We start from the raw sequence: 825 nt of genomic DNA, 5'->3' as shown, positions 1-825 counted from the left end.
TAAGGCTTGTTGAGATTCAGGATTCCACTTTTGGCTTGATTGTGATTCAAGCTTTGGATGGAACGATTTGTGCTGACGGACGCCCAATGGGCGAAGATGGAACCGCATTGTCTGGGTAAACCAGCCGATCCCGGACGAAGTGGTGGCGACAATCGCCGCTTCATTGAGGCGTTGCTTTGGATCGTGCGGACAGGAAGCCCGTGGCGCGACCTTCCAGCCTTCTTCGGGAGCTGGAACACGGTTTTCAAGCGATACCGCGATTGGGTCAAAGCCGATGTTTTCATTCGGCTTTTCGAGGCCTGCTCGGATGAGCCGGATATGGAATACGCCATGGTCGATGCCACCATCGTCAAGGTCCACCGCCACGGCCAGGGCGCAAAAGGGGGACTCAAAGCCAGGCCATAGGCCGCTCCAAGGGCGGCATGACAACCAAAATCCTGGCACTCACCGATGCACTTGGCAATCTTGTGCGCTTTGTTCTTTTGCCCGGCCAGCGGTTCGACACGGTGGGTGTTGCACCGCTCATCAATGGTGTCTGTTTCGGCGGCTTGATCGCCGACAAAGCCTTCGACAGCAACACCATCATTGCCGACCTGAATGAGCGCGGCGCCAGAATCGTTATTTCACAGCACTCACGTCGTACTTTTCCCCTGCCGCTCGACAAGGAACTCTACAAATGGCGCCATCTGATCGAGAACTTCTTCTGCAAGCTCAAGGAATTCAAGCGTATCGCCATGCGCGCCGACAAAACCGATCAGAGCTTCGCAGCCTTCATCAATCTCGCAGCCGCCGTCATAAACTCACGGTGAATCTCAACAAGCCTTA

At 55.2% G+C, this 825-nt stretch carries 1 protein-coding gene; it reads left to right on the top strand.

Going from position 1 to position 825, the window contains the following annotated elements; genetic code table 11:
* The first annotated feature begins 57 nt into the window (after nt 1–57).
* Nucleotides 58–809, top strand: a protein-coding gene (locus C9427_RS33570; RefSeq protein ID WP_107653189.1) for an IS5 family transposase whose coding sequence is annotated in 2 segments (ribosomal slippage) — nt 58–388 and nt 388–809 — 753 coding nt in all. Because the reading frame shifts where the segments join, the coding sequence is not laid out codon by codon here.
* Nucleotides 810–825 lie beyond the last annotated feature (16 nt).

Origin of the sequence: Mesorhizobium helmanticense, from assembly GCF_003034915.1 — a bacterium.
In the GTDB taxonomy this organism is placed as follows: domain Bacteria; phylum Pseudomonadota; class Alphaproteobacteria; order Rhizobiales; family Rhizobiaceae; genus Mesorhizobium; species Mesorhizobium helmanticense.
The sequence above is the reverse complement of the archived record's forward strand: the minus strand, read 5'-3'. Positions and strand labels throughout refer to the sequence as shown.